Source organism: Faecalibacterium sp. BIOML-A1 (assembly GCF_009679715.1).
In the GTDB taxonomy this organism is placed as follows: domain Bacteria; phylum Bacillota; class Clostridia; order Oscillospirales; family Ruminococcaceae; genus Faecalibacterium; species Faecalibacterium taiwanense.
In genome coordinates, this window is sequence record NZ_WKZJ01000006.1 from 101,035 (window position 1) to 118,494 (window position 17,460).

Below are 17,460 nucleotides of genomic sequence, written 5' to 3' on the forward strand. Positions count from 1 at the left end.
TATGTTCTCTTTTGCGTGCCAAAAGAGAACCAGAAAAGCACCCGCTACTTTCGAAGCGCGGGAGGCACGAATTAAGGGCTACTCGCCCTTAATAATCCCAAAGCAGTAGGCTCCACCCCAAAAAGTTGGAGATTCCCGCCTGTTCGGCGTGAAGATCTCTTAACCGCTTTTTGAGGTTCCGTCAATCAGAAGTCGCTGCGCGACGGCCGCAGGCCGACAGCAGCAGATGCCGCTTCCCGTCACGACCCCTTCCCGTGAAAAAGCAAATCCGGAATGACCGCAGTCATTCCGGATTTGCAATATCAAAAATGATTTTTCCGCTGATATTGTCAGAGCGAAGCGGAGACAATTTTAAATCGTCAACCCTTCTGGATATAGGTAAAAATATCCTCCGGTACCGCTGCCAGTGCATCCGCACCGGCAGCGGTCAGTTCTGCGCGGCCCCGGAAGCCCCACAGCGCGCCCATGGCGGGCAGTCCGGCATTGTGTCCGGTGAGGATGTCCACATCGCTGTCGCCCACAAAAAGGGTGGCAGAGCGGTCTGCACCGATCTCGTCCATCAGCGCATAGAGCCCGGCGGGGTCCGGTTTGGTGGGCACGCCGGGCCTGTTGCCGCGCACAGCATCAAAGCGGCCGGTGCCAAAATAGTGGGCGATGATCTTGCCGCAGAGCGGGTCGGCCTTGTTGGAGAACACTGCGCACTGAACACCCTGTGCCCGCAGCTCGTCCAGCAGCTCCGGGATGCCGGGATAAGGGGCCGTCTTGTCCTCCTTGTGGGCGTCGTACCGGGCAGTGAATTCAGCCAGCGTGGCCGCCAGCTGCTCCGGCGTGCGGGCATTTTCCGGCGAAAAGCGCTCCACCAGCTTCGGGATGCCGTTGCCCACCATGTGCTTGAACTGTTCCACCGTAAAGGTGGGCCAGCCGTGCTGTTCACACACCCAGTTTCCCGCATCGGCAAGGTCGTCGATGGTGTTCAGAAGGGTGCCGTCCAGATCGAATAATACAGTTTTTATCACAGAAAAAGACTCCTTACAGTTTCAGAAAAGCAAAAAAGGCAATTCGCTGCACTTTACGCTGCGCACCCTGCACTTCACCCCGCCCGGAAAGGTGAGGGTGAGGTTCGTGCGGTGCACCGCCGCGGCCCATGGCGACTGCATGGCCGTCAGGGCCGGAACAGGGCAGAGCACGCAGATGTCGTGCAGATGGAAGCCGTGCTGCCAGCGCAGGGTCAGGCGGCCGTTTTGCAGCCAGATGCCCTCTTTGCGCCAGCCGTTGTACGCACCCACCAGCAGGGCGGCAAACACAGCAGTGACCACCAGCAGCGGCACCGTAAGCGCAGGCAGGGTGTAGCGGGATACCGCTGTCAGCAGCAGGCACAGCCCGCAGGGGATGCCGGCAGGCAGAAAAAACGCCGGGATGCTGCGGCCTGCGGTGTCCACCGGGGCTTTTGGCGGCAGGACAAAGCCGGGCAGCAGCTCCTGTAGAAAGGGGCCGTCCTCCCGCCAGACCAGCAACGGGATCTCCGGCCGGCAGCTGCCTGCTGTAACGAACACCGGGCAGCAGCCCAGCGCCCATGTGGCAGGCGAGCGGCGCAGGTCCGCATAGCTCAGATGTTCCAGCGCAAGGCGCATCTCATACCGGCGCACAAAGCCGCCCCTGCTGCCAAGGTGACTCTCGGTGCGCCACACGGTGTAATGGGCCGCATGGGCCGCACTGCGCACAAGGCTTGCGCAGAACAGCACACCGCCCAGCACCAGCAGCCATGCTGTGCCCATGGGCAGCCAGCGCGCCGCCCACGCCGCAATGCGGTTCAGGTGGGCAAAGGCCGCCGTCTGGGCATCCGGCGCATAGGGCCTGCTCTGTTTGACGGCCAGCGCCAGCAAAGCAAGGGTGGAAAGGCCGTTGGCACCCAGCACCGCAAAGGCCAGCTTTTCGCCGCCGCGCGGGGTGTGGGCCACAGCATCCCGGCGCGGCATCATGCGGTCAGCTAAAAACTGCGCGTTCTGCGCGCTCAAAAGCAGGGTCAGGGTGCGCTTCTGCCCGGCAGGGTACAGCACCACCCGGCTGGCACCGGCCAGCCGGTAGAGCAGGGGCCGCTCGATGGTGAGCGCTGCCAGCTGGCTGGCTTTCAGGCAGCGGTCCAGCCGCACGCCCAGCCGCCAGCGCACCCGCAGGGTTCCCTGTGCATCCACCCGCCAGCGGCCTGCGTGCAGCACGGCGGCGCTCACAGCGGCAAGCACTGTCAGCAGCGCCGCGCCCTGCACCAGAGCCGTGCGCAGCGCCGCCCAGTTGCGGGCAAACAGCACCTGCAAAAGCGGCAGCAGATAGAGCAGGATGGTCTTGCGCAAAAAATGCAGCACCGCAAACGGGTGGAAACCGCGTTCGGTCATGGCGTTTCCTCCATCAGCACAGCGGCAAGGGCCTGCGCCTGCAGGGCATCCACGCCCGGCAGGAACAGCTGTACGCCCGGGCCGTGCACCACCAGCACGCTGCACCCGGCCAGCCACAGAAGCGGCGTGCGCAGGGTCCACACGCCAGTCACAGCCCGGCGGGGAAGCTGCCGTGTGATGGGAACGGCGATACCGGCCCGCACGGCAGTGTTCCGGGCGGTGAGCACTGCGGTAAAGCTGCAGGCTCTTGCCCACGCGGCGAACACAAGGCACGCCCACAGGGCACAGAAAATACACCCGGAAAACAGGCTCTGCCAGAACACAAAAGGCGCGCAGAACACGCCGGGAACAGCGGCCCAGACGCACAGCACGGCCCGGCCCTTGGGCGGGATGATCAGCGCCGTGCGCAGCAGGTCACGTTCGGTCATTTTCCGGAAAGGCCCCATGCGTCCATCAGCAGGTGCAGGGTGTCATCCTGCGTCAGGCAGAGGATGCGGTCCCACGGCAGTAAGGTGGTATTGCCGTGGGGGATGATGAACTCCGCATCGCGGGTGATGCACACCAGAATGACGTCGCCCGGCATGGGGATGTCCTTGACCGCCTGCCCTGCAAACTGGAAGTTCTCCGGCAGCAAAATTTCGTTCAGGCTGGCAGTGCCGCCCCCCAGCGAGAGCAGCTGGCGGATGGTATCCGTCTCGATCTCGCGCTCAAGGATGTGGCTCAGGTTGTCGGTGCCGCACACTACGGTGTCCACGCCTAAGGTGTGCAGCAGCTCGCGATTCTTGGGGTTGGAGGCCCGGGCCACGGTGCGGTTCACGCCAAACTCCCGCTTTGCGATCTGGCAGGCAACAAGGTTGTTCTCGTCCGCACCGGTCACGGCCACAAAGGCATCGCAGCTGGCAACGTCGGCCGTGCGCATGGTGTCAAAGCTGATGGCATCGCCGCAGATCACCGGGATATCCAGCGAATCGGCCAGCGAACGGCACAGCATTTCCTGCGGTTCAATGATGGTCACTTTGTGGCGGTGGGCCAGCAGGCTCTGGGCCAGATACATGCCCACCTTGCCGCCGCCTGCGATACAAACTTTCATATGCTTCCCTCACTTTTTACTTTGCCAGTGCGCGGAACACCGATTGCTCGGTGAGCACCGTGGGGCAGATGGTGTCGATCTCGTAAGCCTTGTGGTACAGCACCTGCAGGTGCGGGTCGGACACGCGGCAGATCACCTTCTCACGGCGGAAGATGCTTTTTGCGATCTGTGCCGCCATCAGGTTTACCGAGTCGTCCTCGCTCACAGCGGCCACGGCATCGCAGCTGTCAATGCCGCCCTGCCGCAGGGTATCCGGGTCGGTGGGGTCGCCCACCAGAGCCGTGCCGCCAAAGCTGTAGTCGTCAAAGGCATCCAGACGCTTGAGCTGTTCGGGATCTTTTTCGATCAGCGAGATATCATGGCCGATGCGTTCCAGATCGCGGATGAGGGAAGCGCCCACCTGGTCGCAGCCGATCACCAGAATATTCATATGGATTCACCTCGTTGTAGAATGGTTCAACAAAAATACCAAGAGTGTTTAAACTCTGTTTTGATTTGCGGATAAAATAGAAGGAAAAGGGTCTTTGCATCAGTATAACACATTTCCCAGCGCAGTAACAGCCTGCAGGACAAAAGTGGCGGCGGGCGTAAAAATTTTCGCATTCTGCGTGCGTGCAGAGACATAGTATGGTATACTGGAAGAAAATAAGCTGCTGTGCCTTTGTGCACAAGGAGGGGTACTTACGTTTTTTGAGATCATCAAAGCCATCCTGATGGGCATTGTGGAGGGCATTACCGAGTGGCTTCCCATTTCGTCCACCGGTCATATGATCCTGCTGGAACAGATCATCAAATTCAACGCAAGCGAAGAGTTCATGTCCATGTTCCGTGTGGTCATCCAGCTGGGTGCCATCATGGCCGTGGTGGTGCTGTTCTGGGGCAAGCTGTGGCCCTTTGGCATGAAGCAGGGCAGAGTCATTTCCAAGCCCAGCGTGTGGAACCTGTGGTTCAAGGTGGTAGCGGCCACGATCCCGGTGCTCATCATCAGCCCGCTGGACGACTGGATGGAAGCTCACTTCTACAATTACATCACGGTTGCCGCGATGCTCATTCTGTATGGCGCGCTGTTCTTTGTTGTGGAGAACCGCCGCGCCGCGCCGCACGTGAGCCGGCTGGAGCAGATCACCTACCGCGATGCCATCATCATTGGCCTGTGGCAGTGTCTGGCCATCATTCCGGGCACCTCCCGCTCTGGTGCCACCATCGTGGGCGGCCTGCTGCTGGGCCTGTCCCGCGCCTGTGTGGCAGAGTTCACCTTCTATCTGGCCATTCCGGTCATGGCGGGCGCATCCCTGCTCAAGGTGGTCAAGTTCGTTGTCGGCGGTTCTGTGATGACCGGCACCGAGGTGGCTGTGCTGGCAGTGGGCTGTGTGGTGGCCTTTGGCATGAGCTTTGCCGCCATCCGCTTCCTGATGGATTACGTCAAGCGCCACGATTTCAAGTTCTTTGGTGCCTACCGCATCGTGCTGGGCATCATCGTGCTGGCAGTGGCGGCTGCGACGGCAATCTTCTGATTTGGAATGCTTTCCGCACAGAGCGCATTCGTGTGGGGCGGGCTTCATGCCTTTTGCAAGATGCATCGCCGCCGGGGATGTTCTCTTTTGCGTGCCAAAAGAGAACCAGAAAAGCACCCGCTACTTTCGAGGCGCGGGAGGCACGAACTAGGGGCTGCTCGCCCCTAGTGACCCCAAAGCTGTTGGGCTCCATACAAAAAATCCAAGCCGCTCCGCTAAAGGATTTTTTGTGTTCCGCCGATTTTGAGTCGCTTGCGCGACGCGCCGTGCGGGCAAGTTTGTGCTCCGTCTGCTACGCGAACGCTTCCGCAGGAAGCCGGCGCTGCACGATGCCGCTGACTGCTACGACTCTTTCCTGTGAAAATAGAAAGCCGGAAATCCGCAGATTTCCGGCTTTCTTTCGTTAGGAAATGATAGTTCCGCTAAATATGGCCAGAGCGATCAGCGGAGGCCATTTTGATCGTGGGACGCAGAGGTGTGCCCGCCGCCCTTTACGACAGCACTTTTTCTTTGCAAAAAGATATGCTATACTACAAAATAAGAGAGTATGCGGCAGCGTGCCGCGCAAACAAAATGGAGGAAAATGCTATGGAAGCATCCAAGGTCTATTATACAGATTTCCGCTGTCCTGTGGGCACCAGCCTGCTGGACAAGCTGCGCCGCGTGTGCATCGCCGCCGGGATCAAGGATATTGATATGGATGGCAAATTCGTTGCCATCAAGATGCATTTCGGTGAGCTGGGCAATCTGGCATTCCTGCGCCCCAACTACGCCAAGGTGGTGGCTGACCTGTGCAAGGAGCAGGGCGGTCTGCCGTTTCTGACCGACTGCAACACCCTGTATCCGGGCAGCCGCAAGAACGCACTGGAGCACCTCACCTGTGCCCAGCTGAACGGCTTCTGGCCCATGACCACCGGCTGTCAGGTCATCATTGCGGACGGCCTGCGCGGCACCGATGAAGCAGAGGTGCCGGTGCCGAACGGCGAATACTGCAAGACGGCAAAAATCGGCCGCGCCATCATGGACGCAGATATCTTTATCAGCCTGACCCATTTCAAGGGCCACGAATCCACCGGCTTCGGCGGTACTCTCAAGAACATCGGCATGGGCTGCGGCTCCCGCGCAGGCAAGATGATACAGCACGCCGCCGGACACCCGGAGGTGCAGCAGAGCCTGTGCCGCGGCTGCCACCGCTGCGCCAAGGAGTGCGGCTCCGATGCCATTACCTACGATGCAAACAACAAGGCCGTCATTGACCAGACCAAGTGCAAGGGCTGCGGCCGCTGCATCGGTGCCTGCAACTTTGACGCTATCTATTCCCAGTGCGACAGCGCCAATGAGATGCTGGACCGCAAAATGGCCGAGTACGCGGCTGCCGTATGCGCAGGCCGTCCCTGCTTCCATGTTTCTCTGGTGCAGGACATCAGCCCCAACTGCGACTGCCACTGCGAGAACGATGCACCCATCCTGCCGGATATCGGCATCTTTGCATCCTTTGACCCGGTGGCGCTGGATCAGGCCTGCGCCGATGCCTGCCTGAATGCACAGCCGCTGCCGAACAGCCAGCTGGGCCAGAACCTTGCAAAGCCCGGCTGGAACTGCCACCATGACAACTTCAAGGATTCCAACCCCAATATCGAGTGGAAGGCCACGCTGGAGCAGGCCGAAAAGATCGGTATGGGCACCCGCCAGTATGTGCTGAAGAAGGTCTGATGCCGCAGGCGGCCCCGGCCTTTTCCGCAAAAACAAAAAGAAGCTGACCAGCCCGGTCAGCTTCTTTTTATGTTGGGTTCACTGGCCCGCTGCGGGCACGCAGTCGTCCAGCACGGTCTGCAGGGCCTGCCAGTTCTTCAGGGTGCAGCCGGGCAGGGTGTCCGGGTCAAGGCCGGCATCCTCAATGCGGCCAGCCATGCTGTCCTTGTCGCTCAAAAGGCTCAGCGCATCCGGCTCGATCATCGTCCAGGCCTCGGCAAAGCTTTCCTGCTCATCAGCGTCCAGCGTGTCGTACCAGCTGTAGAAAGCTTCCTGCACGGCTTCCGGGGTGCGGGAGGCAAGGCGGGCGTTTTCTGCCCACTGCAGCAGGGATGCCGCTGCGATCACCGATTTGAGCGAGCAGCCGGAAACACCCGGCCCCCAGCCCAGACAAGGCTCAAAGGCGGCAGCGGTGCCGGTGATGGAGAAGATGGAGTTCTCGTCAAAATCGCCGGGGTTCAGGCCGGAGGTGTCGGCCCGGGTGGTGGAATCAGGCAGGTCTTCGCCGGAAGCAGCGGAGCTTGCAGAACTGCTGGCAGAGCTTGGCGCTTCGGAACTGCTGGCGGTTGAGCCGCTGCAGCCTGCCAGAATGCTGCAGGCCAGCGCTGCGCAGAGCAGCAGCGAGAGGATGCGGGCATATCTCAATTTCATAGTAGTGTCCTCCTTGAGCGGTGCCGCAGCCGGGCCGCAGCACTTCAAAACGATACACCCTAAGTATACGTTCTGCCGCGGCGGTTGTCAATCGGACAGCGCAGAACGAATTTCAAGCGGGAAATATGCACTCTGCACAAAGAAAAAACGCATTTTTGGGAACTTTGCATTCTTGACATTTTTTGCAAAAATCGGTTGACTACAAGTATAGTGTCTGCCCACGTCAGCCGGAAAGGAAGAAAACGCCCATGAAGCACCGCATCACAGCCGCATTGGAGCGGTTCTCCCGCGCAATGCTGGCACCGCTGAGCTATCTTTCGGCGGCGGGCCTGCTGCTGGTGGTGGGCGCACTGCTCACCAGTGCGCCGCTGGCCGGGGTGCTGCCCTTTTTGCGGTGGGAGCCGGTGCAGCTGGCGGGCAGGATCATTTACAAATGCCTCACGGCGGTCATTTCAAATCTGAGCGTGCTGTTCTGCACCGGTCTTGCGGCGGCGCTGGCAAAGCGGGAAAAGCATCAGGCGGCGTTCATCGCCCTGATGAGCTATCTTGTCTACCTGACAGCGGGCAATGTAACGCTGACCGAGTTGGGCCTGCTGGCGCAGCCGGATGCGCTTACCGGCCTGTACAGCGCAGGCCAGACCATGGTGCTGGGCATCCAGACTGTGGACACCGGCGTGTTCGGCGGCATTCTGCTGGGCCTGCTCACCGCCTTTGTGTATGACCGCACCTGCGAAAAAGCCCACCGCGGCATTCTGGGCGGTGTGTTCTCCGGTGTGCGGTGGTCCTTTGCCTGCGTGGCGGCACTGGCGGCGGTGCTGGGCTCTGGGGCCTGCTTTGTCTGGCCGCCTATCCAGAAGGCCATTGCGGCCGTCACCGGCTTCATTGCCGCTTCCGGCAATATCGGGTTGTTTTTGTACGGCTTTCTGGAACGGCTGCTCATCCCTACAGGGCTGCATCATCTGGTGTATATGCCGTTCCAGTTCTCGCAGCTGGGCGGTCAGCTTATGGTGGGCAGCGTCACCTATACCGGTGCCTATGTGGTCATGATGACCGAATATAACCTCGGCCTGCCGTTTTCGGATGGCATCGTGTGGATGTACACCGGCTTTACAAAGACCTTCGGCTACTTTGGCATTGTGGCGGCATTCATCTTCTGTGCCCGACGGGGCAGCCGCAAAAAGACTGCCCTTCAGCTGCTGCCGCTGGCCTTTACGGCATCGCTGGCTTCCATTACGGAGCCGCTGGATTTTCTGTTCTGCTTCTCGGCACCGGTTTTGTGGCTGGCGCACGCAGCCATCTCTGGCAGCTTCATCGTGCTGCTGCACCTGTGCGGAGTCACGGTGTTTACCTCGAACCTTCTGGGGTCGCTTGTGATGAACCTTTCCGCTGGTGCGGCCCGCACGAACTACCCGGTGCTGTATCTGCTGGGCCTTGCCCAGATCGCGGTGTATTTTGTGGTGTTCACTGTGCTCATCAAGGCGCTGGACCTGCCCACACCGGGCCGCCGCCCGGAAGAGCCGTCCCGGCCGGAAAAGGCCCTGCCGCTGGACGAGCAGGGAGTAGAAAAGCTCATTGCAGCCTTTGGCGGGCGGGAGAACATCCGCACGGTGGACAACTGCTTTACCCGCCTGCGTGTCACGGTGAACGACCCGGCCTTCGTCAAGGAGCAGGCCCTGAAAGCCCTGCCCTGCAGCGGTGTGGTGCAAAGCGGCTGCGATGTGCAGATCGTGTACGGCATCCGTGCGCCGGAGGTGCGGCAGGCGGTGGAGCGGCGGCTGGACAGGGTGGTCTGTTGACCTTTGGCGGACGGGCAACTATAATAGGGAAAAGCGGCTTCCCGCGCAGAGCGTATTCGCGTGGATCAAGTTTCATGCCTTTTGTAAAAAGCATTACCGCCGGGTACGTTCTCTTTTGCGTGCCAAAAGAGAACCAGAAAGGACGGCGGTGCCCGCAGGGCATGAAAGCCCCAGTGGGGCTTTTAAGCCGCAGACCGGTTTGCGCAGCAAATGCCGCGTGTTCAGCGCGGCAAGGTCTCCGCTACTTTCGAGGCGCGGGAGGCGGCGGGTTGCGGCTCCCTGCGTCTGCTTTGTGCCTTGCGCGGCACTCGCATCCTGCAGGCCGCTGCCCCAACAGCTCCTCCCTGTTTCGGCCGCTGGCCGCGGTCGTTGCCGTTGCAAACTAGGGGCTGCTCGCCCCTAGTAACCCCAAAGCGGTTGGGCTCCATACAAAAAATCCAAGTCGCTCCGCTAGAGGATTTTTTGTGTTCCGCCGATTTATAGTCGCTGCGCGACGGCGATAAGCCGACAGCAGCAACATGCCGTTTCCCGTTACGACTTTTCCCGTGAAAAAGTAACTCCGAAACGACCGCAGTCGTTTCGGAGTTACAAATTTAAAAATAATATTTCCGCTGATATTGCCAAAGCGAACGCGTCGGCAATTTTAAATCGTCCGGCGGCTGAAAGGATACACATGCAAGAACAAGCAGTTTTTACGCAAAAAACAGAGCCTGTACCGCCAACCGGCCGCTTTGCCCCCAGCCCCAGCGGGCGGCTGCATCTGGGCAATCTGGCCTGCAGCCTGCTGGCGTGGCTCAGCGCAAAAAGTCAGGGCGGGCGCATCGTGCTGCGCATTGAGGATCTGGATGCCGAGCGCTGCCCGCGCATCTATGCTGACCTGCTGGAACAGGATCTGGACTGGCTGGGCCTTGCGTGGGACGAGGGCGGCAGCACCGGCGGGCCGAACGGCCCCTATTACCAGAGTGAGTGCGCGGAGATCTACACCGCAAGCTACAAAAAGCTGAAAGAGCGCGGCCTTGTGTACCCGTGTTTTTGCTCCCGCGCCCAGCTGCACGCGGCCAGCGCGCCCCATACCTCGGACGGCAACGTGGTCTATCCGGGCACCTGCCGCGGCCTGACCGCTGCCGAAATTGAGGAAAAACGCAAAAAGAAAGCCCCTGCCTATCGTCTGATGGTGCCGGACGAGGACATCACATTTGTGGATGGCTGCATGGGCCCGCACACCGAAAATCTTTTGCATGACTGCGGTGACTTCTACCTGCGCCGGGCGGATGGCGTGTTCGCCTATCAGCTGGCCGTGGTGGTGGACGATGCCCGCATGGGCGTTACCGAAGTGGTGCGCGGTTCAGACCTGCTTTCGTCCACGGCACGGCAGCTGTATTTGTACCGCCTGCTGGGCCTGCAGGCACCGGGGTTTGCCCACTGCCCGCTGCTGCTGGCCCCGGATGGGCGGCGGCTCTCCAAGCGCGACGGCGACCAGAGTCTGGAAAACCTGCGGGAAAAGTATACCGCGCAGGAGATCGTGGGCAAGCTTGCCTACACCTACGGCCTGCAGCCGGAGCCTGCGCCCCGCACACCGGAAAGCCTGATCAAAGACTTTTCCTGGGCAAAGGTGCCAAAGCAGGATGTCTGCCTGCCGGAGGATCTGTTCTGAACAAAAAAAGATGCGCTGTCCCCCAATGACAGCGCATTTCCTTTTTATAGAGATTCAGATGCGGCGCATCTGCGGCAGATCGTTGGTGTCCATCATACGGTTGAACGCGGTATCCAGTGCCAGCGCCAGCAAAGCGCCCAGCGCTGCATCGATGCAGCTGTGCTGCTTGAGCAGCATGGTGGAGCATACAATGGAGATGCACAGCACATCAGCGGCCGGGCGCATCCAGCGGAACCGGGGCTGCTCAAAGATGCGGCAGCGGTGATAGGCCAGCATCAGCGTGACCGAGTTGAACACATGGATGGACGGGCAGACATTGATGGGTGTGTCGGTGCTGTACAGGAACCGCACCGCACGGGCGAAGATGTCTGTGCCCGGCACATAGCAGGGGCGCAGATTCAGCCCGGTGGGCAGGATCACGTAGCAGGCCAGCGCAATGGTCATACCGCTGAACAGCGGCATACACAGCCGCCAGAAGTCCTCCCGGGGTGCCTTCCACAGAAGGAAGAACAGGGTGAACGGGATCCACGGAAACCATGCAAAATAGGGGATGACCGCATATTTGCAGAAGGGAATCAGATCGTCCAGCCGACAGTGCACGAGGATGTGCGGCATATGGATCTGGGTGTTCAGGAAATTGAATGCGGAAAGATAAAGTATGAGATACAGCGCCATGAAGCAAAGCGGATGGCGCGAAAACCAACTGCGTTTCATTGAAAAAGCCTCCTTTTTGCAGAAGTGAAAGCTCTTAGCACTGTGAAATTATACGCCGGGAATGTGACAAAAACAAGAATGAAAGCAGACAACATTGCTGAAAAACAAATAAATTATTTGTGCGTATTGCGTAAAAAAGAGCCTGCCTTCGCGGCAGGCTCTTATAAAATGCAGAGGAAAGATTCAGATGACCTGCTGTTCCAGCCACTTGCCGCGCACGAAGCGTACAAAGAAGCACAGGGAGCGGAACGCCCAGTCCAGATACATGCCCATCCAGATGGCCAGCAGGCCGCCGTGGAAGGCCAGCACACACAGGTAGCAGAAGCCCACCCGGAAGGCCCACATGGACACGATGCTCACGGTCATGGTAAAGCGGGCATCGCCTGCCGCACGCAGGATGTTGGGCATGGTAAAGCTGGAAGGCCAGATGAACAGCGAAACGATGTTGAACCACACCATCACTTCCAGCGCCATGGCGTAGGCTTCCGGCGAGAGGTTGAACAGGCCCAGTGCAAATTTGTTGGCAAACAGGAAGGCCGAAAGGTTCATGAACCATGCGCCGCAGTAGGCAAACAGCATCAGGCGGCGGGAGTAATACACGGCCTGATCCTTTTCGCCTGCGCCAAGGCACTGGCCCACCACGGTCAGCGCAGCCATGCCCACGGCGTTGGCCGGGATGTTCAAAAAGGTGGTGGTGGTGTTTGCCACGGCGTTGGCCGCAATGGCGGCGGTGCCCAGAGTGGAGGTCAGGCTGGAAACGGACAGCTTGCCGATCTGGAACATGCCGTTTTCAATACCGGCAGGGATGCCCACCCGCAGGATCTGCTGGATGAGCCGTGCCTTCGGGACAAGGGCCTGCAGGCCGTCCACCCGCAGCGGGCAGGCGGGCCGCTGCAGCAGGTACAGCACAGCCACGCAGGCAATGGCACGGGACACAAGACTGGCCAGTGCGGCACCCATCACGCCCATTTTGAAGCCGTAGATCAGCACGGCGTTGCCGCCAATGTTCACCACATTCATTACAAGGCTGGACATCATGCTAATCTTGCTGTTGCCCTGCGCCCGGAACAGGGCCGCACCGGCGTTGTACAGGCCGATGAACGGGTAGCTCAGGGCCGAGAGCAGGAAGTAGGTCTCGGCATAGCGCATCACGTCCACGTCGATGGAGCCGAAGATGCCGCGCAGGATGGCATGGCGGCCCGCCACCACAACGGCGGCCACCAGCAGGCTGAAGCTGGACAGGATGAACAGGATCTGCGCCGCTGCATTCTTGGCATCCTTTGGCTCCTGCCGGCCGATGTACTGGCTGGTGACCACCGCGCCGCCGGTGGCAAGGGCGCTCATGATCTGAATCATCAGGGTGTTGAAGCTGTCCACAAGGCTCACGCCGGAAACAGCGGCTTCCCCCACCGAGGAGACCATCAGCGTGTCGGCCAGACCGATGGTCACGCTGAGCGCCTGCTCTGCGATCAGCGGCAGCAGCAGGGCAATGAGCTGCTGCCGGGTGAACAGCGGCGGCTTATGGAACGCGGGCGTTTTGGTTGCTGTCATAGGTTCCTCCGTAACGGTGACAAGATACACTTGGATACATGACCTATATCATACAGCGGAACGCGCAGAATTACAAGAGAAAATCTTCTGTCAGGAAAATTCCTGACTGGGGGTCAGGCTGGTGCCGTAATATACGATATAATCATACGGAACGGTCGGCCCGGACACCGTCTTGTCTGGGTACTTCCTCAGCATGTCCGCTTTCAGGTCGGCCGGGGTCTCGGGCACACCGGCGCAGAGCGTATCGGAGCACACGGCATTCCAGAGGCCCGCAGAGAACGAGGTGCAGTTGTAAATGGCCGACCAGTGGTCTGCGTTGGCCAATGCCTGATTTACAGTGTCTAGCTGGCTCTGGTCCAGTGAGACCTGAATGCCGTAAAGATTCTGATAGTAAGAAGCGTTCAGGTAATATTTGTAGTAGCCCTCCAGATTGTACCAGATGCCGGAATGCTCGCAGCGGTTGCCGCGGGTGCTTACGGTGATGGACGTATCCGGCGCAATGAGCAGTCCGCCCACATTGATATCCTGCTCCGAGACATTGGTGATGGTGAGGAAGCTGTGTCCGCTGGTGTTGAGGGGAACATCGCCGTGGTCATCGGCGCGGGCAAAAAGCCGCAGCACCGCAACGGCTCCCTCGGCAGGGGCATCACCGTAGGCCTGCGCAGGGGACTTGTGGTCTGCCTGCGCAAAGTGGTACGGCCCGCCAAAGTTGGTGGTAAAGCCAACGACATTGCGCATCAGGTCGGCAGAACCGGTGATATCTGTTACCACCTTATCCTCTTTTGCGGCGGGCTGTGCGGCCTTGGGTTCCTGTGCGTAGGCGGGCAGGGCGCACAGGCAGGCCAGCAGCACGCAGCAGGAGAGGATGCGGAAAAACTGTTTTTTCATAGATGCCTCCATTTGTGCTTTTTTTCAGGTAAAGCTTACCGTTTTTTGCAGGGTCTGTCAAGGACTGCGGCAGGCGGAAAAGCCGCGCCGCAGCGTGTTTGTTCCACTTTACCCGTGCAGGCAATTGTGCTAAAATAAACCTGAGGTGCACTGCGCTTTGCAGGAGAGGGGAGTGCACTGTGGTAAATGAGATAAGAAATAAAAGGTAAATCAGAACCCAAAGGGGGAACAATATGCCAAAAGCAGCCCATAAGGTGGTCGTGATCGGCCACCGCAACCCGGATACCGACTCCATCTGCTCGGCCATTGCCTATGCAGAGTTGAAAAACAAGACCAGTGATCTGGTCTGTGAGCCCCGCCGTGCAGGCAAAATGAATCAGGAGACCGAGTTCGTGCTCAAAAAGTTCGGGGTAAAGCCCCCGCGCATGTGCACGGACGTGAACCCCAAGATCCGCGATGTGGACTACCGCGAGATGCCCGGCATCCCCGGCTCCACCAGCCTGCGCAAGGCGTGGGAGATCATGCGTGACAAGCAGATCGACACCCTGCCGGTCACCAGCCCGGACAACGAGCTGGAGGGCGTGATCACGGTCAAGGACATTGCCACCGCCAACATGGACGTGTTCGACACCGGCATCCTGGCCAAGAGCCAGACCACCTACCGCAATATTTTGGAAACGCTGGGCGGCACCATGGTGGTGGGCCGCGAGGACGACGTGTGCACCACCGGCCACATCCGCATCGGCACCGCCACGCCCGAAATGCTGGAAAATACCGTGGAAAAAGGCGACATCGTCATCCTGACCAACCGCTACGAAAGCCAGCTGTGCGCCATTGAAAAAGAAGCGTCGCTGCTCATCATCTGCAACGGCTCCAAGGTGGGCCGCACCATCCAGCGCATTGCCGAGGAAATGGGCGTGGCCATCATGTCGGCCCCGGTGGACACCTACGCCGCCGGTAAGCTGATCAGCCAGTGTGCGCCCATCTCCTACTATATGACCCGCAGCGACATCATGAAGTTCACCCTCGTCACCCCGGTGGCCGATGTCACCCGCGTGATGGCCAAGGTACGCCACCGCTATTTCCCCATCCTCGACGAGGACGGCAAATACTGCGGCATGGTCAGCCGCCGCAACATCATCAATCTGCAAAAACGCCGCATCATCCTGGTGGACCACAACGAGGCCACCCAGGCCGTGGAGGGCTTCGATCAGGCCGAAATTCTGGAGATCATCGATCACCACCGCATCGGCAGTCTGGAGACCAGCGGCCCGGTGTACTTCCGCAACCAGCCGGTGGGCTGCACGGCCACCATCATCACCCAGATGTACGACGAGAACGGTATGGAGATCCCGCCGCAGATCGCAGGCCTTCTGCTGGCGGCCATCCTTTCGGATACGCTGGTGTTCCGCAGCCCCACCTGCACCCCGCTGGATGAGGCCCTTGCAAAGCGTCTGGCAAAAATTGCCGGTGTGGACATTGACGAGTTTGCCAGCGAGATGTTTGAAGCAGGCGAAAAGCTGGACGGCAAGACCGCCGAGGAGGTGTTCCTGCAGGACTTCAAGGTGTTCATGTGCGGCGATATCCGCTTTGGCGTGGCGCAGGGCAGCTACATGACCCGCAAGAACCTGCTTGCCGCCGAAGCGCTGCTGCAGCCCTATCTGGAAGAAGCCCGCAACAAGCAGAACGTGGAGGATATCTACATGCTGCTCACCGACGTGCCCAAGGAGGAGAGCGTGGTCATCAGCGATGGCCGCTATGCTTCCGAGGTGCTCTCGGACGGCTTTGAGACCCAGCCTGCCGAGGACGGCAGCTTTACCCTGCCCGGTGTGGTGAGCCGCAAAAAGCAGTTCATCCCGGCGCTGATGACCGCCTATCAGGAGCTGTAAGATGTTTGATTTTCTGCATAAAAAAGCACAGGATGCCACGCCGCCCTCCCTCCCGGAAGGCACTGTGCGCCGCCGCTATTCCATCGAAGGGCAGGTGCAGGGGGTGGGCTTCCGCTACCGCGCCCGCTATGCGGCCCAGACGCTGGAACTGACCGGCTGGGTGGAGAACGAGGACGACGGCAGCGTGACGCTGGAAGTGCAGGGCGACCCGGAAAAGTTCCTGCGGCTGTTCGCCATGATCCAGAAAAGCGATTATATCCAGATCACCGGCATCCGCCAGAAGGATCTGCCGCCCGACCCATGGGAGCGGGGCTTCTCGGTAAAAGGGTATTGATGCGAGACCCTCTCAGTCAAAGCCTGTCGGCTTTGCCAGCTCCCCCGATGGGGGAGCTTTTTGACATTTTTTGGCAAGCACTGCCTCTCGGGAAGAGGATCTTGAATGATCCCCGCTTATAAAGCTCGCCCTTCGGGAGAGCTGTCGAGCAAAGCGAGACTGAGAGGGTTCGTACAAACAAAAAAGCTGACGCGAAAGCGTCAGCTTTTTTGCTCTTTCTAAATTTATCAACCTGCTGTTTTTAGCGGGGAATTGTCTGTCCAGATGGTGCCGTCCAGCAGCCGGGTCACAGCCAGAGTGCCGTTTGCGGAAACACGGGCCGGGTCCAGCGCGTAGAAATCGCTCTCCTTCAGGTTCGCGGGGTCTGCATCCGCACGGATGCCCACCACACAGACCCAGTGGCCATAGGCGGCGCTGGTGGCGATGTGCGGGTAATTGACCTCGTTCCAGCCGGAACTGGTCAGGTGGTATTCATAGCTGGAGGTGCGGTTCGTGTGCCGTTTTACGCCGCTCACCGCGGTGTTTTTCAGATGCACGATCACCGGCTTCCCGGCGGAAAGCTCGGTGTAAAGCTTCTGCAGGCACTCGGACAGGCTGCCGGAATAACCGTAGTAGCCGCCCGCAGACCAGACCGCACCGTTTGACCACATGCCGCTGCCGGAGGAAACTTTTCCATCCAGAATGGTGCGTGCATAGCGCAAGGCGTACCAGCTGCATTTGCCGGAGGTCTGGTTGCCGATGGAAAGGATCTGGCTGGTGCTGAAGTCCAGCATCCGGATGCCGTGCGTTTCCTGCAGGGCAGCTGCGTGTGCGTGGGGAACGGCCAGAGCCAGCACAAGGCACAGCGCCAAAACTGCCGCCGCCAGCCGCTGTGCCGCGCGGGCGGGACAGTGTTGCATATTAAGCCACATCCTTTATTTTTTCTACGACCTTATTTTACCATGCAAAAATGGTAGAATTGTGTAAAATCGTAATTTTTTGAAAGGATTCTGAAAGATGGATCGGAACACAACATCTGTTCAAACCGGGAAGGACTGTGCCCCGGAAAAAAACAGCATGGAGCTTCCGGCTGGAAGAAGATTTTCCAGCACGGTAAAGAACCTTTGCGAAATAAGGACAGTATATCTCAATACTGCAACAAAAAAGCCGCTGTTTCATTGATTTTGAACGAAAATGTTTCGGAAACTTTATGCATCTTCTCGATTGACAAAACCAACTGCTGTCGGATATAATCAGG

The 17,460-nt window shown here is 59.4% G+C and carries 16 protein-coding genes; 6 read left to right on the plus strand and 10 right to left on the minus strand.

Features of this window, described 5'->3' with window-relative positions; genetic code table 11:
- Nucleotides 1-359 precede the first annotated feature (359 nt).
- Genes GKG36_RS08645 through GKG36_RS08665 form a run of 5 tightly spaced genes read right to left on the minus strand, consistent with a single transcriptional unit; the run spans nt 360 to nt 3,910 of the window.
- Nucleotides 360-1,016 carry an HAD family hydrolase gene (locus tag GKG36_RS08645; protein ID WP_173012931.1) on the minus strand — a complete coding sequence of 219 codons (657 nt, stop codon included), beginning with the start codon at nt 1,014-1,016 and terminating at the stop codon, nt 360-362.
- A 21-nt stretch (nt 1,017-1,037) separates the two neighbouring features.
- Entirely contained in the window at nt 1,038-2,390 is a 1,353-nt protein-coding gene (locus tag GKG36_RS08650) for a PH domain-containing protein (RefSeq protein ID WP_154260229.1), read from the minus strand.
- On the minus strand, nt 2,387-2,818 hold the full coding sequence (locus GKG36_RS08655) for a hypothetical protein (protein WP_154260231.1): 432 nt from the start codon (nt 2,816-2,818) through the stop codon (nt 2,387-2,389). Before GKG36_RS08655 ends, GKG36_RS08650 begins: the two co-directional genes overlap by 4 nt.
- The gene (locus GKG36_RS08660) at nt 2,815-3,480 is read right to left on the minus strand and encodes an NAD-binding protein (protein ID WP_118529207.1); all 666 of its coding nucleotides are present in this window, start codon (nt 3,478-3,480) and stop codon (nt 2,815-2,817) included. The genes GKG36_RS08655 and GKG36_RS08660 overlap by 4 nt, the downstream gene beginning before the upstream one ends.
- Nucleotides 3,481-3,496: 16 nt before the next feature.
- Nucleotides 3,497-3,910: a TrkA family potassium uptake protein gene (locus GKG36_RS08665; RefSeq protein ID WP_005937093.1), complete on the minus strand. Its 414-nt coding sequence runs from the start codon at nt 3,908-3,910 to the stop codon at nt 3,497-3,499.
- 223 nt (nt 3,911-4,133) lie between these two features.
- Between GKG36_RS08665 and GKG36_RS08670 the strand changes: the two genes are divergently transcribed.
- Together GKG36_RS08670 and GKG36_RS08675 are read left to right on the plus strand one after the other, a co-directional pair.
- Nucleotides 4,134-4,994: an undecaprenyl-diphosphate phosphatase gene (locus GKG36_RS08670; RefSeq protein ID WP_279236579.1), complete on the plus strand. Its 861-nt coding sequence runs from the start codon at nt 4,134-4,136 to the stop codon at nt 4,992-4,994.
- Between the two features lie 588 nt (nt 4,995-5,582).
- On the plus strand, nt 5,583-6,707 hold the full coding sequence (locus GKG36_RS08675) for a DUF362 domain-containing protein (RefSeq protein ID WP_097776767.1): 1,125 nt from the start codon (nt 5,583-5,585) through the stop codon (nt 6,705-6,707).
- 78 nt (nt 6,708-6,785) lie between these two features.
- On the opposite strand, the gene GKG36_RS14830 is transcribed toward GKG36_RS08675, so the two are convergent.
- The gene (locus GKG36_RS14830; RefSeq protein WP_173012932.1) at nt 6,786-7,397 is read right to left on the minus strand and encodes a hypothetical protein; all 612 of its coding nucleotides are present in this window, start codon (nt 7,395-7,397) and stop codon (nt 6,786-6,788) included.
- Between the two features lie 248 nt (nt 7,398-7,645).
- Here GKG36_RS14830 and GKG36_RS08685 point away from each other — a divergent pair, with 248 nt between their 5' ends.
- Together GKG36_RS08685 and gluQRS are read left to right on the plus strand one after the other, a co-directional pair.
- Nucleotides 7,646-9,193: a PTS transporter subunit EIIC gene (locus tag GKG36_RS08685; protein ID WP_154260235.1), complete on the plus strand. Its 1,548-nt coding sequence runs from the start codon at nt 7,646-7,648 to the stop codon at nt 9,191-9,193.
- 673 nt (nt 9,194-9,866) lie between these two features.
- The gene (gene gluQRS, locus GKG36_RS08690; RefSeq protein WP_154260236.1) at nt 9,867-10,847 is read left to right on the plus strand and encodes a tRNA glutamyl-Q(34) synthetase GluQRS; all 981 of its coding nucleotides are present in this window, start codon (nt 9,867-9,869) and stop codon (nt 10,845-10,847) included.
- Nucleotides 10,848-10,901: 54 nt separating this feature from the next.
- On the opposite strand, the gene GKG36_RS08695 is transcribed toward gluQRS, so the two are convergent.
- The 3 genes from GKG36_RS08695 to GKG36_RS08705 form a co-directional block, all read right to left on the minus strand.
- On the minus strand, nt 10,902-11,561 hold the full coding sequence (locus tag GKG36_RS08695; protein ID WP_044953229.1) for a phosphatase PAP2 family protein: 660 nt from the start codon (nt 11,559-11,561) through the stop codon (nt 10,902-10,904).
- A gap of 183 nt (nt 11,562-11,744) precedes the next feature.
- On the minus strand, nt 11,745-13,112 hold the full coding sequence (locus tag GKG36_RS08700) for an MATE family efflux transporter (protein WP_154260238.1): 1,368 nt from the start codon (nt 13,110-13,112) through the stop codon (nt 11,745-11,747).
- A 90-nt stretch (nt 13,113-13,202) separates the two neighbouring features.
- Nucleotides 13,203-14,000 (minus strand): hypothetical protein, encoded by a 798-nt coding sequence (locus GKG36_RS08705; protein WP_243139039.1) that lies wholly within the window; start codon nt 13,998-14,000, stop codon nt 13,203-13,205.
- 233 nt (nt 14,001-14,233) lie between these two features.
- Here GKG36_RS08705 and GKG36_RS08710 point away from each other — a divergent pair, with 233 nt between their 5' ends.
- Together GKG36_RS08710 and GKG36_RS08715 are read left to right on the plus strand one after the other, a co-directional pair.
- Nucleotides 14,234-15,889 (plus strand): putative manganese-dependent inorganic diphosphatase, encoded by a 1,656-nt coding sequence (locus tag GKG36_RS08710; RefSeq protein ID WP_097774076.1) that lies wholly within the window; start codon nt 14,234-14,236, stop codon nt 15,887-15,889.
- 1 nt (nt 15,890) lies between these two features.
- Nucleotides 15,891-16,223, plus strand: coding sequence for an acylphosphatase (locus tag GKG36_RS08715; RefSeq protein ID WP_120120684.1), 333 nt, complete (start codon nt 15,891-15,893; stop codon nt 16,221-16,223).
- 227 nt (nt 16,224-16,450) lie between these two features.
- Here GKG36_RS08715 and GKG36_RS08720 read toward each other — a convergent pair whose 3' ends face one another.
- A complete protein-coding gene (locus GKG36_RS08720) occupies nt 16,451-17,122 on the minus strand; it encodes a hypothetical protein (RefSeq protein ID WP_120081263.1) in 672 nt (223 codons plus the stop codon).
- Nucleotides 17,123-17,460: the final 338 nt, after the last annotated feature.